We start from the raw sequence: 13,017 nt of genomic DNA, 5'->3' as shown, positions 1-13,017 counted from the left end.
TTTGCGTTCTGGGCTATTCGTGATGAGCTGTTGTGTGTCGTCGTGGGCCGCTCCCCCCTTTACCCCCCTCTCCCGGACCCGCCCCCCCCGCCCCCCCCCACGATGCTGGGCCGCCGCGCGAAGCCCACCGTCACCACGAGCCCCATGAACAACACACACCCCACACGCCACAAGTTCCACAAAGGACTCTCGGCCTCGCGATACACCGCGAATCGTCCCGTATGTCGCTTTTGCCTCCTCGGTGCGGCAGGGTGGGCGGCGAGGCGGGTGCCGGGTGTCACACCCGGCGCCCCGGGGGCGGTGACCGCGCTCGCCGGTGCTGGGGCGGGCATGACCCGATCGCGTGGGCCCGGTTACCCGACAGGTCGAGCTTTCACAGGTCTCGGCGGCGGTGGGTCATCACCCGCCGACACGTCCGTGTCGATCCTTCCGGACGCCCTGTCGTCGCTCGGGGAACTATCTTAAATTCAAGTGAGCGGACTCTTTCGACATCAGACTGCGGAGGTTGACGATGCCTGCTCCGAACGATGACGAGGAACCCCAGTCCGGCTCGGGCCGGCGGGATTTCCTGAAGGGGGCCGCGGCCGCGGCGCTGGGGGTCGGCGGCGTCGCGGCCGGTGGCCTGCTGGGCGGGCAGGCCGCGCAGGCCTCGCCGGAACAGACCGGGCTGCCGCCGATCGGCGCGGAGATCCCGTGCAGCTGCCTCGCGATCAACACCCCGCTGCAGATCAGGACCGCGCTGGTCAGCGTGGACTTCCGGGGCGGGATCAAGGTCCGGGTCGACGTGAACCCCGACGATCCGATCAACTCGGTGCGGCTGCGGGTGGTCGGGCACCGCGTCTCCGCCGAGCTTCCCGGCGGTGACGGAGTGAACCAGGGCGGCACGATCACGATCGAGCAGAACGACATCGACGTCGACGCGAAGAGCCTGCTGAAGCTGACGCAGCGCTTCCCGCCGCGGTACGAGCAGATCATGGTGCTGAGCTTCACGATGACGATCGACCAGCCCGACGACCTGCTGCGCCGGGCCGGGATCCGGTCCAGCAAGGCCTACGAGCCGCTGGTGCTGACCACGAAGGACCCGGCGATGCTGGTCGGGAAGCTGACCCAGTTCCCGCCGCGAGGCGACCTCTACCAGCTGCAGAACCCGGTGGACCTGGTGCTCCCGGACGACCCGGACACCACCATCGCCACCATTCAGAAGTTCCCGGTGAAGGTCGGCGGCCTCTGAGTCCCGGTGCGGCCCGGTTCAGTCCTGCGGGGCCGAACCGGGCCGTTCCACGAGTCCCAGCACGGTCGAGCAGCGCAGGACCGCGTCGGCGTCGCCGGTGAAGGTGAGCTTCCCGGTGGCCAGCGCCGCGAACGGGCCGATCGCCCCGGCTCCGATGCGGACGAACGTGGTGGCGTCGGTGCGGATGCTCATCGCCGGTGCCGCGGCCGGTCCGCGGGCCGTGGTCAGCGCGCCGCGGTCGACGGCGAGGTGGAAGATCTCGTCGTCGACGTGGAATTCGTAGGTCTCGCAGATCTCGGGCAGGCGGCTCGCGTCGGCCATCGCCTGGACCGCCAGCAGCGCCCAGTGCGGCCGGGTGACCATGTCGGCCGTGGGCTCGCCGAGCAGCGCGATGCCCCATTTGGACAGCGCCAGCACCGGCTCGCGCAATCGTTCGCCCAACGGCCCGAGCCGATAGGCCCCGGTGTCTTCCCGTTCGACGATTTCCGCCGCGCACAGCTTTTTCAGCCGCTCGGCGAGCAGGTTGGTGCCCACGCCGGGAAGATCGGCGAGCAGTTCGGTGTACCGGCGCGGGCCGAGCAGCAGTTCCCGCACGATCAGCAGCGTCCAGCGCTCGCCGACGGTGTCGAGCGCGGCGGCGAGCCCGCAGTACTGGCGGTAGTGGCGTTCCCGGCGCGCGGTGGTGGTCACCGCCTCAGCCTACTACTGGATTTTCAAGTACGGTGTCAGGGCTGCCCTGAGCTGTCCGGGCACCGGGACCGGTTCCAGCCCGGCGGGGCCGCGGGTCATGCAGGCGATGGCCTGGTGCCCGCGCGCGACCAGCTGGGGTATCGCGACCTCGGCACGGAAGTAGTCGAACGCCATCGCGACCCGGTTGCCTTCCAGCTCGGTGAGGGTCATGCGCAGTTCGACGACGTCGTTCGCGGTCAGCTCGCCGAAGTAGTCGCAGCCGCAGGTCGTGGTGACCATCGCGAAGCCATCGGAGAGCGCGGCGAGGACGCCGGGGGCGTTCTCGGCGAGGAACCGTTCCCGGCAATGGCCCTGCCAGCGCACATAGTGTGCGAAGTAGACATTGCCGACGAGGTTGGTCTCCTCCAGCGTGATCGGGTGACGGTAGCGGTAGACCGGCGTCATGAGGTGGTTTCCTCGGTCAGGACGGCGATCGTGACCGGACGCCGGCAACCGTCGACGGGGAACACGGCCGACGCGACCAGCGCGGCACCGGCTCGCAGCACGAGCCAGCCGCCGTCGTAGGCGCCGGAAAACCTTGCCGCCGAAGGAGAAATGTCCCGCTGCGCGAGGCAGCGGGCGATGGTCCCGGCCCGGGCGGCGACGGTCTCGGCGGCCTCGGCGCACGGGCCCGCGAGGAGCCGTACGAGCCCGGGATCCGGGGGAGTGGCGCGCGGATCGACCGATTCCCAGGCACCGGCGGTCGGACAGTCACCCGCGGTGTCCACAGTGAACGGTTCTCCGACGGACACGCGCAAGGAGCCGTCCAGGCCGAGCGCGACCGCGGATCGGGTGAGCAGTACCGAAAGCAGGGCGGCGGGCCAGGGCCGGTCGTGCGGGAGCGGGCCGGAATCCGCCAGGCGCAGCCCGGTCCACGCGACGGCGAGCCTGCCGTCGGTGGCCTCGGCGAGGACGTCCCAGGTGTAGCGGCCGTCCGCCGCGTCACGCTCGACACCGCGCAGGGCCCAGGGACCGTGGGCGAACGGGTTCAGCTCGACGCGGTCGCAGCCCACGGGTAGCAGCCTGCGCCCGGGGACACAGGCCTGCAGGACGTGGATCGTGGCGTCGTGGGCGGCAGGGTCGCCGAGCACCGGGGTGAACCAGGGCGCGCCGTCGCGCGGGGCGATGGTGGCCCGGCAGGACCACGGATCCGGGACCGCGACAGCGCCGACACGGCGAAACTGTCCACTGTGGAAAAGGAGCCGGTCGTACAGCGCGGCGGGCTCGATCCGGCCGCGGTCGGGAACGAGATCCGGTGGCCGGGCGGAAGCGCTGGGGGACAAGGGAAACTCGGCGCGGAAGTGGTCGGCGTCGAAGCCGGATTCCGCGCTGCGCAGCACGGTGGTGATGACGTCACCCTCGCGCAACGCGCAGACACGGACGGCACGCTCGCCCTCGTCGGGCACGACGACCGGCCGGTCGAACCGGACGTTCTCCGCGACGGTCAGCGCGCGGCCCGCGACCGCGGAGGCCGCCTGTGCCATGGCTTCCAAGCCGACGACCGCGGGCAGCAGGGCGAGCCCGTCGACGCGGTGATCGGCCAGCCAGGAGTCGGTGCGAAGCGAGAGCGTCGTGTCGGCGACGATCTCGACGTCCGGGTGGCAAGCCCGGATCCGCTGGAGGAACCGGCCGCCGGCCACGGGTGTGGTGGCTTCCATGCCGAGCCTGCCGTGCACCGCCACGCTCGGCGGAGTCGCGGGAGCGGCGAGCAGGCGCAGGAACAGCGAAGTCCCGTCCGCGACCGGGATCGGGGTGGTACCGGTGCGGGCCAGCGCCCGCGCCGCGCCCATGCGGTCGGCCATCCCGGTGCCCGACCATGCGGTCCAGTCGATGTTGAGCACGCGACAGCCGCGCAGCCGCTGTGCCCATTGCCCGGCTTCTTCGCGGAGAAGGCCGTTGGCGAACGCGTAATGGCTTTCGCCCGCCATGCCGTGGGTGCCGATCACCGAACCGAAGGTGACGAGCAGCCGCAACGGTTCGTGCGGCAGTGCGCCGAGCAGCGAGCGGAGGCCGGTGACCTTCGGCGCCAGATGCTTGCGGACGTCATCCTCGTCGAGTTCGGCGAACCGGGTGGGCTCGTTGACACCGCTCGCGTGCAGCAACGCGGTCACCGGTCCGGTCTCGGCCGTGAGCTTGTCGACCGCCAGCGCGACAGCCTCCGTGTCCGCGACATCGGCGGCCTGGTAGGCGACACGGATTCCCTCGGCGCGCAAAGCGTCCACATTGGACCGGAGTGCTGGATCCGATTCGAGACGGCTGCGACCGATGAGCGCGAGGGTGAGGCCGGTCGCCGTGGCCAGTGCGCGGGCACACGCGTACCCGATGCCCTTGCCGCCGCCGCTCACCAGCAGGACGTCCCGCTTGTCGAAGGGCGGCACGCCGGGCTCGGCGGGAAGTGACAACAGCCGCTCGGCGGGCTCAGTGAGCGCGCCGTCCTCATCGGCGACGAGTGCGCGGAAGCGGCCCGGTTCGGCGTGGAACGCGGAGAAATCCTTTGTTCCCCACGGAACCTGGACCAGCGTGACTCCGATGTCCGGATGTTCGTGGCACAGTGAGCGGAAGAACCCGCCGAGCGCGAGGTCGTGGGCCACGACGACGAGTGCCTTGCGGTCGATGGCCGTCCGGCCCGCGGCGAGCCCCTTCCCGACGTCCTCGCTGTCGGGGAGATACACGAATTCGGTGGGGCGCCACGGTTCCGGCCGTGCGGGGACCAGGGTTCCGGTGAAACAGGCTTGCCAGGGCCGGACCCCGGGCACCGGCGTGTCCGCGAGGGGGGCGTCCGTCTCCGGCAGCCGCTCGATTTCGGCGATCACCTCGGCGACCGAGGTGTCGCTGAAGGCCATCGACACCGAGGGCGGCTTCCGCCCGAGTGTCGAGGCCGCCTCGACCAGAAGCTGGGTGGCGCGCAGCGAACTCAGGTTGAGGTCACTGAGCAATCGGGCGCCGGGCTGGATGAGCGCGACGTCGAGTTCCGTGGCCTCGGCGAGCAGATCCGTGACGGTCGTCGCCGTGTCGCGGGACGCTTCCACGGCCGCCCTCGGCGCGGGGAGCACGGGCGCCGCCACCGAACACGGGTTCGTCAGGAACACACGTTCGCGAGCGAGGTCGAGGGGCCGCGCGGCCCGTCCGGCGAACAGCGGCGTGAGTTCCTTGGCCGCCCCGGCGGCGAACAGGGCGGCCGCGGTTTCGGCGGTGGCACGGTCACCGGACGCGCCGACGTCCAGGCTGACCGATGCCACGGCCGAATCCTGGGCCACCAGGCTCGTCAGGGCGCGGCCGGTGCCCGCCTCGCAGAACAGATCGGTGCCCGCCGTCACCGCCCGCACCGCGTCGCGGAACAGGACCGGCGCACACAGCTGGGTGACCAGCAGCTCCGTGAGGTCGTCTTCGGTCGTCAACGGCCGTCCGTACACAGTGGACACCACGGTGCGGTCCGCCGGAGACACCGTGACATTCCGCAGTGCCGCACGCAGGGGTTCGGCGCACGTGGCCATGGCGGCGCTGTGGAAACCGTGCGAGACCGGGAGCCGCCGCGTCCGGAAACCGTGCCGCTCCGCCGCTTCGGCCACCGCGTTCAGCTCCGGGATCGGACCCGCCACCACCTGTGCCCGTGCGCCGTTGTCCGCGGCGATCACCACTTCGGTGCCCGCGCAGAGCGCCCGGGTCTCGGTGGCGTCGGCCGCCACGGCGAGCATCCCGGTGCCGGAAGCGCCGTGGTCGGCCATGATCCGGCCGCGCGCGGTCACCAGCCGCTCACCGTCCTCTAGGGACAGACGGCCCGCCCAGGCGAGTGCCGCGATCTCGCCGAGGCTGTGCCCGACCGCGGCGACCGGCGCCACCCCCAGCGCGTCGAGCCAGGTCACCGCCGAAAGGCAACTCCGATAGACCGCGGGCTGGGCCAGCGCGGTGTCGACCGGTTCCGCGCCGCCGGCGCCCTGGCCGGGGAACAGCAGGGTGACCCGGCCCGCCACGTCGTTGCCCAGCCACAGCCCCGGCGACGCGGTCAACTGTCCACACGGGATTGACGGAAGCTCCGCCGCGGCGCGGGAAGCGAGCGCGGCGAGTTCCTCGGGTGTGCGCACCACCAGCGCGGCGCGGACGGGGCCCACCGCGGTGTGGCGGCCATGGCCGCAGGCGAGGTCGTGGACCTCCGCGTAGGACAGCCGCGGCGCGGCGTCGGCTATTTCCGCAAGCAGCGCGGCGACCTGGCCAAGGTCGTGGCCGCCGACGGCGACGACGTCCACTTCCGGTGTCGGCTGGGATACCGCCGGACACGGGATCGTGCGGCGATGACCGGCGGGCGTGCTCACCAGGACATGGGTGTTGATCCCGCCGAATCCCATGGCGCTGACCCCGGCCGACCGTGTTTCGCCGGGCCACGGTTCCGCCGTGGGAAGAACCCGCAGGGTTTCGCCGACCGTGGGATGCGGCCGTTCGCAGCCGGTCGTCGGCGGCAGCAGTCCCGAAGCGACGCTCAGCGCGGCCTTGACGATCCCGGCGACTCCGGCGGCGGCCTTGGTGTGCCCGATGTTGGCCTTGACCGAACCGAGCGCGGCGGCGGACGTGGCGCCGGAGCGGACGCGGTTCAGCGCGGTCAGCTCGACGACGTCGCCCACCGCCGTTCCGGTCCCGTGTCCTTCGTAGAGCCCGACTTCCGCGTGCTCGATCCCGGCCATGGCGCTCGCCCGGCGCAGCGCGAGCAGCTGCCCGTCCACCTCGGGGCGGGTGATGCCACCGCGCCCGTCCGACGAGACACCCCAGCCGCGGATCTCGGCGTACACCGGCGTTCCGGCGGCGTGCGCGTCGACGGCGCGGACGAGTGCGAGCATGCCGCAGCCCTCGCCCGGCCAGAACCCGGCCGAGCGCTCGTCATAGACCCGCATCTCGTCGGCGGCGAGCGCGCCGGTCTTGGCGAAACCCACCAGCTCGAACGGATCGAGCGAAAGATCCACGCCGCCGGCCAGCGCGAAGTCGGCGGCGCCGGTGGTCAGCGCGCGGCAGGCGGTGATCACGGCGAGCATCGACGAGGCACACGCACCGTCCACAGTGTACCCACCGCCGTGGAACCCGAAGTGGTTGCAGATCCGGCCCGCGATGGTGTTGGCCAGGCTCCCGGCCAGCGTCTCGTCCCCGACTTCCGGAAACGCCGCGAGATAGCGGCGCTCGACCGCCTCAAGCGCCGCTTCATCCACTTCGGACAGTGAGGCGCGCAGGACATCGCGCACGTACGGCCAGCGCAGCCGCAGCGCGTGCGCCCGCGTGACATCGCCGGTCAGGCTGTTGCCGACGACGACGGTCGTCCGCTCGGTGTCCAGCCCGGCGCCGCCGGGGCGGCCCGCGTCGGCCAGCGCGCGGGCGGCAGTTTCCAGCGCCAGCCACTGCGCTGGGTCCGTGGCGCGGAAGACCGGTCCGGGGATCCGGAACTCGTCACGGTCGAACCGCCAGCCCTCCAGCACCGCCGCCCGGGTGCTGTAGGTCCGGTCCGGGGCGGCCGCGTCGGCGCTGTAGTAGTCGGCGAGATCGAGCCGTCCGGGTGGCAGCCTGCGGAACGCGCGCCGCCGCTGGAGCACGACCTCCCAGAGCCGGGCGGGATCGTCGGCGTCGGGGTAGCGGCAGGCCATCCCGACGATCGCGATCGGTTCGCCCCGTTCCCGGCGGCTCACGCCAATTCCCGCGCCTGCACCGGCGGTTCCACGGCGGCCCGCTGCGCCGGCACCAACACGTTCCACTGTGGACTCCGGCGGTCCGCCAGCACGAGCACCACCGCGCGCAGCACACAGGTGATCACCAGCGCGAAGAACAACCCGAACACGACGTGGAACTGCACCAGCACCCCGTACACCGCGGCGGTGGCGAGTCCGAAAAGGACCTGGCCGCGACGGCTCGACGGAGTGGTGCCGGGGTCGGTGATCATGTAGTTGGTGAACAGGATGAACGCGGTCCCGGTGATCGGCAGGATCGCGCTCACCAAGGAGATGTCGGTGATCAGCGTCCGCAGTACCGCCTGGGCGAGAAAACCGCCTGCCCAGCCGAGGATCAACGGGATCTTCCCGGTCAGCTGCGCGTTGAGCATCGTCCCGGCGATCAGCAGCAGCGCGGGCACGACGGCGCCCCACACGCCGGTGACCCATTCGGTGAACTCGTACGGCGGCGCGATGCCCACCCACGGAAAGAGCAGCAGGACCACCACGATCCCGGCGTTGCTCGGGTTCAGCACATGACGTGATTTCCCGGCGATCCGGACGCGGAAGACGTACTTGGTGGCCACCCCCGCCACGGCGGCGAGCACGGTCGGCAGGAACCGGTCGTTGGCGAACAGCAGCATCGCGCAGGCCACGCCGGTGATGTAGGCGGGGAGCAGGAAATCCACCACCGCGCCCGTTTTCCCGGTGTAGCGCGGGCGGCGTTTTTCGACGGCGGCTTCCACCGACTCCAGCGTGATCTCGGTGGCGAGCGCGGCGAGCACGGCGACGACCGGGGTGAGATAGGCCTGTTCGAAGCCGAGCACGGTGTGCCCGAGCACGGTCAGCGCCGTGATCGACATCCCGAACCGGCGCAGCGCCGCGGACCGGCGCTCGGCGGGTGACTTGCTCACCGTTCCTCCTCGATCGTCCCGTCGGAGCCCAGGCGCAGCTGATGCCAGCCGGGCGGCAACGACGTCGAACCCGTGTGGTGCCGTCCGCAGCCGTCCCGCCACGCCAGCCGTACCGGCACGCTCGCCGACGGCTGGGAACCCAGGCCGAAGTGCAGGTCGGGCGCGTTGACGCCGTTGTGCCCGTTGGCGGGGTACACCTCCTGCAGCCGGGTTCCGCCGCCCGGCGCGGGTACTTCGGCCTCGGCGCCGATCGCGGGCGTCGTCGGCCCGGCGGCACCCGCCCGGCAGGCCGTGTCCCTGGCGGGCCGGACCAGCCGCAGGCCGAGGAAAGCCCCGGCCGGTGCGGAGTTCCGGTACAAAGTGGACGGTGCCCATTGGTTGGCGACGACGAAGTCGAGGCGTCCGTCGCCGTCCACGTCGCCGACGGCGAACGCCCGGCTGACCGCGTCGGTGCCTACGCCGACACGGTCGGCCACGTTCACGAACCGGCCGTCCTTCCCCCGCACGAAGAACGTGTTGTGGTCGTGGCCGGAAAGATCGGTGCCCTCGGTGAAGCGCGGCCACAGCGTGGGATGGCTCAGCACGAGATCGTTCGACATCGCGGTTTCCTGCAGTTGCGCCCACCGGTTCACCTGCCCGGCGACGAATCCGGTCGCGTGCATGACCTCGTCGGCCCCGGTGTTGTCGAAGTCGGCGGCCTTGACGTCCCACGACCAACCCGAGCGAGAGAGCCCGAGTTCCTCGCTGCGGTCGTCGTAGGGCGCCTCGCCGGTGCGCAGCCGGGCGGCGACCGTCGCGCGGTCGGCGGCGGCGAGGAAGGCGAAATTGCTTTCCTGCAAGGCATAGGGCTCGGTGATGTTGCTGACCAGGATGTCCGGGACGCCGCGCGCGCCGAGATCGGCGAAGGCGACGCCCATGCCCTTGAACGAGTCGTTGCCCACCACCTTCGACTTCGGCGTCGCCGCGTGGCGCGTCCCGTTCGCCGTCCGGAACGCGAAGCGTCCGGGCGTGGATTCGTTGACCAGCAGGTGATCGGGGCCGAAGTCGTTGGCGACGTAGAGATCGGGCAGACCCCGGCCGCCGAGGTCCTGCGCGCCGAGCGCGAGCGTCCACCCGGTCCGCGCCTCGGCGGGGAAGGCGCCGGGCACCTCGGCGAACCGGCCGGCACCGGCGGAGCGGAACAGCCGCAGGGTGCCCGCGTTCGTAGCGTGGGACAGCGAATCGTTCATCTGCAGCTCGGGCTGCCGCGCGGTGGGGTCGAGAACCCTCGCGCCGTCCGGGAAGTAGTTGCCGAACACGAGATCGGTGTGCCCGTCGCCGTCGAAGTCGCCGACCGTGGCGGCGTTGGTGTTCCAGACCTGCCACGGGCTGGTCAGTTCGCGGGCGCGGAACGCCGGCGCCGACGGCGGGACGCCCGGGACGCGCTGGAACACCACCGGCGAACGTCCCCAGTAGTAGACGACCACGTCCTGCCAGCCGTCCTCGTCCAGATCCACCGGCAGGCAGCCCATCGGCGCCGCGAAGGACGGCATCTCCAGTCCGGACGGCGTCAGCGTGAACGGCTGGAAGCGCTGACCGGTCGTGGGCGCCGGTTCGACGGTGACCGTGTCGGTGCGGGGATCCACCAGGCAGACGTCGCGGGAGACCTTGCCGCCGTCCACGGCGAAGAGCGCGGTGGCCGCGCCCACCGACGAGATCCACGACCGGATCTGTTCATAGGCCGGGGCGACCGTCCGCACCCGCCGTCCGCCAGGGGCGTTGTCCGGGCTGACCGGGTGCGCGGTGAACGAGAAGCGTTGGGCCAGCGCGGATTCCTCCGCCGAGGACGGCTGCGGGGCGACGGTGAACGCGAACACCGCGGCGCAGCCGAGCAGGGCGACCACGCGGGTGAGGTGGCGGCGGACGAACGGTCTCATCGGCTGTTCCTTTCCCACAGGTGCCGGATTTCCGCCCGCCAGCGCTGATAGTGCGCGAACGTGTGCGGCCGGGATCCCAGCTTCGTCAGTGCCCGGTCGGTCCAGCTCGCGGCGGTGCCGGTGTCGGTGCGGGCCAGCACGTCGGCCGCCTTGTCGGTGTGCGCGGGCACGATCCCGCTGACCCGCCGCGCCGCGCAGGCGAACGCGCAGCCCTGCGCGAGATGCGCGCGGAACGGCCCGGACAGCTCGGCGAGCCGGTCCAGCTCGCCCGCGTCGGCACCGCCCGCGTAGGTGGCCGCGAGGCCGATCCCGCTCCACAGGTCCGCACGCCGCCGCTCGGGGAATTCGGCGACGCGCAGGGCCACGCCGTCGGGATCGGCGCATTCGCAGAACCACAGCGCGCGGCCGAGGCCCTGGTCGCGGACCCGCCGGACGTCACGGTGGAGCCCGCGCTCCACCCGTTGCCGCCCGATGACCCGGTCGGCGTGGAAAAACCCTTGGTGGAAACCGAATCCGTCCCAGGCCAGCCAGCGCAGCAGCGGATCCGCGCCCGACGGCCCGCGTACCGGGCGAAGCCGCAGCCGCGCGTACGCCCAGCCCGCGCCGACGTGCACCAGATGCGGGTAGTCCGCCGCCGGTCCGCGCAGCAGGGCGGCGACCCGGCGACGGCGGCGGGGGAGGAGCAGATCGAGCAGCGCGCAGCCCATCCCGGCCCCCTCGAACGCGAAACCGCGGAGTTCGGGTTCCAGCCCGGCGATTTGTTCGGCCAGCGCGTCTTCCGCCGTTTCGAGCGAAGCGTTCAGCCCGGTGAGGAACGCTCGCCCCGCCGATTCGAGCACGCCGCGCGCGGGGCCTGGACGTAACCGGAACCGTCGTGGCCCGAAGTCGACCTGCCCCATGTCCTGACGCAGCAGCCGTGCCGCGCTCACCGGGCGTCCCCGCGCGCCACCAGCACGCGCTCCATCAGCGCGGTCACCAGGAAGGGCTCGGCCTCCCGCTGGAAGTCGACGTCGGGATGGAACTCACGCACCGTGCCCTCCAGCACCAGCAGCGAAAGGATCGGGAACACGAACTGCGGATCGGCGTAGAACCCGTGCCGCCGCTGGATGTCGAAGAGCCGGGTGGCGAAGGAGACCAGGTCGAACTCGGCCGCGCGGCGGCCGGTGTGCGCCGTCACCAGCGCGGCGAGGTCGGCGCGGAACGCGTCGCGATCGGCGCTCGGCGTGTCCTCCGCCGTGGACAGCACGATGCCGGCGCAGGCCTCGCCGTCGCCCTGGCTCATGCAGTAGAAGAACGCCGCGAACTTCTCCCGCGCCGAATCCGTCAGCCGCACCGTGAACCCGGCGTCGAGGATCACGATCGTGCCGTCGGCACGGAAGTAGAGGTTGCCCGGATGCAGATCGCAGTGCACCACGCCGTCGAGGAACAGCATCCGGTACACCGCGCGCAGCGCTGTCACCACCGCGCGTCGCCGTTCCGCTTCGCCCAGTTCGTCCGGGCGCGGCCGGACGAGACCGCCGACGAAGTCCATCACCACCATGTCCCCGGTGGACAGCCGCCGGTCGACGGCGGGCACGGTGACACCGGGGACCTCGGCCATCGCGGCACGGAAGCCGTCGAGCAGCTCCGCCTCCCGCCGGAAGTCCAGCTGGGCGCGAATGCTTCCGGTGAGCTGGCCCGCGATCGCCACCACCGGGACGCCCCGCAGCCACGGCAGCCGTGCCAGCACTGCCGCGCCGCGCTCGAACAGCGCGAGGTCGGCCGTCAGCGACTGTTCGATACCCGGCCTGCGGACCTTGACCGCGATTTCGCGGCCGTCCGGCAGGACGCTCCGGTACACACACGCGATACTGCCCGCGCCGACCAGCTTCGTCCCGGTGGCACCGAATCGCGACCGCAGCACCGGTGCCGCCGTGCGCGGCGGTATCGGGCGGACCCGGTCGTACAGGCGGGTGAGTGCCAGGCACACCTTCGGCGGCAGCACATCCGCGCGGGTACTCAGCAACTGGGCCGCCTTCACGAACGCCGGACCGAGCGCCACCACGGTGTCCGCCAGCCAGTTTTCCCGCGCGGGATTCCGGCGTCGTACAAGGGAGAGGGCCGACGTGGCGGCCAGGAGGGTCAAGCGTCCACAAAGGACATACAGGATGCGTGTCATCCGCAGTGCCACCGCGCCACCGCCGACCGCCCGGCTCGTCATCGGTACGGAATGCTCCTTCCGATCAGCTGCCCAGGTCACCGCCGATCGACGCTACAACCGCCCTTCCGCGCTGTCTCCCCGCTGCCGCAACACCATCCTTTCCGGCGACATCGGGGTGACGGCATCCGATCGCATGAGAGAGCCCGCGAGCACATACGGGCTGTATTCCGTGGCGTGGCGCGGCCCCACCCGCTTGGCCCTGGGAATTGCATATCGAGGGAGGCCACCGTCCGGTTCCGGCCGCCGCGATCACATAGCGGCGTCGGGTTTCCCCTTCCGGGTCCGCCTCCTGAACGGGTGAGAGTCACGGTGCCGGGCAAGGGAAACACCCCATTCCGGGTAACTC

The 13,017-nt window shown here is 71.6% G+C and carries 8 protein-coding genes; 1 reads left to right on the top strand and 7 read right to left on the bottom strand.

The genetic code is table 11. The features are described 5' to 3' along the window. Positions 1-511: 511 nt before the first annotated feature. A complete protein-coding gene (locus ACFWY9_RS18620; RefSeq protein WP_378339352.1) occupies positions 512-1,231 on the top strand; it encodes a hypothetical protein in 720 nt (239 codons plus the stop codon). 18 nt (positions 1,232-1,249) lie between these two features. Here ACFWY9_RS18620 and ACFWY9_RS18615 read toward each other — a convergent pair whose 3' ends face one another. Genes ACFWY9_RS18615 through ACFWY9_RS18585 form a run of 7 tightly spaced genes read right to left on the bottom strand, consistent with a single transcriptional unit; the run spans position 1,250 to position 12,671 of the window. Further along, the gene (locus ACFWY9_RS18615; protein ID WP_378339351.1) at positions 1,250-1,921 is read right to left on the bottom strand and encodes a winged helix-turn-helix transcriptional regulator; all 672 of its coding nucleotides are present in this window, start codon (positions 1,919-1,921) and stop codon (positions 1,250-1,252) included. 12 nt (positions 1,922-1,933) lie between these two features. Beyond that, entirely contained in the window at positions 1,934-2,365 is a 432-nt protein-coding gene (locus ACFWY9_RS18610; protein ID WP_378339350.1) for an acyl-CoA thioesterase, read from the bottom strand. After that, positions 2,362-7,623, bottom strand: coding sequence for an SDR family NAD(P)-dependent oxidoreductase (locus tag ACFWY9_RS18605; RefSeq protein WP_378339349.1), 5,262 nt, complete (start codon positions 7,621-7,623; stop codon positions 2,362-2,364). The genes ACFWY9_RS18610 and ACFWY9_RS18605 overlap by 4 nt, the downstream gene beginning before the upstream one ends. Further along, entirely contained in the window at positions 7,620-8,555 is a 936-nt protein-coding gene (locus ACFWY9_RS18600; protein ID WP_378339348.1) for an enediyne biosynthesis protein UnbU, read from the bottom strand. Before ACFWY9_RS18600 ends, ACFWY9_RS18605 begins: the two co-directional genes overlap by 4 nt. Then, complete coding sequence (locus ACFWY9_RS18595) at positions 8,552-10,471, bottom strand: CRTAC1 family protein (protein WP_378339347.1); 1,920 nt, start codon at positions 10,469-10,471, stop codon at positions 8,552-8,554. Before ACFWY9_RS18595 ends, ACFWY9_RS18600 begins: the two co-directional genes overlap by 4 nt. Then, entirely contained in the window at positions 10,468-11,400 is a 933-nt protein-coding gene (locus tag ACFWY9_RS18590; protein WP_378324930.1) for a DUF1702 family protein, read from the bottom strand. Before ACFWY9_RS18590 ends, ACFWY9_RS18595 begins: the two co-directional genes overlap by 4 nt. Beyond that, entirely contained in the window at positions 11,397-12,671 is a 1,275-nt protein-coding gene (locus ACFWY9_RS18585; protein WP_378339346.1) for an ABC1 kinase family protein, read from the bottom strand. Before ACFWY9_RS18585 ends, ACFWY9_RS18590 begins: the two co-directional genes overlap by 4 nt. Between the last annotated feature and the right edge of the window lie 346 nt (positions 12,672-13,017).

The organism is Amycolatopsis sp. NPDC059027, assembly GCF_042739735.1.
Lineage (GTDB): Bacteria > Actinomycetota > Actinomycetes > Mycobacteriales > Pseudonocardiaceae > Amycolatopsis.
Note: the sequence above shows the minus strand (reverse complement) of the source record. Positions and strands in the feature narration are given on the sequence as shown.

Excerpts from the sequence above, each read along its gene's own strand:
- ACFWY9_RS18620 (WP_378339352.1), top strand. The coding sequence starts at position 512 with ATGCCTGCTCCGAACGATGACGAGGAACCCCAGTCCGGCTCGGGCCGG.
- ACFWY9_RS18610 (WP_378339350.1), bottom strand. The coding sequence starts at position 2,365 with ATGACGCCGGTCTACCGCTACCGTCACCCGATCACGCTGGAGGAGACC.
- ACFWY9_RS18595 (WP_378339347.1), bottom strand. The coding sequence starts at position 10,471 with ATGAGACCGTTCGTCCGCCGCCACCTCACCCGCGTGGTCGCCCTGCTC.
- ACFWY9_RS18585 (WP_378339346.1), bottom strand. The coding sequence starts at position 12,671 with ATGACGAGCCGGGCGGTCGGCGGTGGCGCGGTGGCACTGCGGATGACA.